The 235-nt window shown below is 68.9% G+C and carries 1 protein-coding gene; it reads right to left on the bottom strand.

Features of this window, described 5'->3' with window-relative positions:
* The coding region (locus tag SB724_RS21855; protein ID WP_410573176.1) for a hypothetical protein at positions 1 to 235 on the bottom strand (235 nt) is incomplete at both ends.

Raw genomic sequence — 235 nt, 5'->3', positions numbered from 1 at the left:
CGGCGCCAAGGGTGACCATGGCGTCATGGGGGAGGGTCGGGACAAGGTTGGCCATCAGCGTGTCCATCCGTGCCGGACCAGGCGACGGCGTCGCCGACGGCAGCGCGGCGAAGGCAACCTGCTCGGCGCGCTGACGCAGAACCGTCTGACCTTCACCTGCACCTGTCGGCGGCGGTGGCGGCAACGGACCGGCGAGATCGCCAAGATTGGCCACGTAGTTCAGCGGGATCTTGCC

Source organism: Bacillus sp. SIMBA_031 (genome assembly GCF_046535225.1).
In the GTDB taxonomy this organism is placed as follows: Bacteria; Bacillota; Bacilli; order Bacillales; family Bacillaceae; genus Bacillus; species Bacillus velezensis.
Note: the sequence above shows the minus strand (reverse complement) of the source record. Positions and strands in the feature narration are given on the sequence as shown.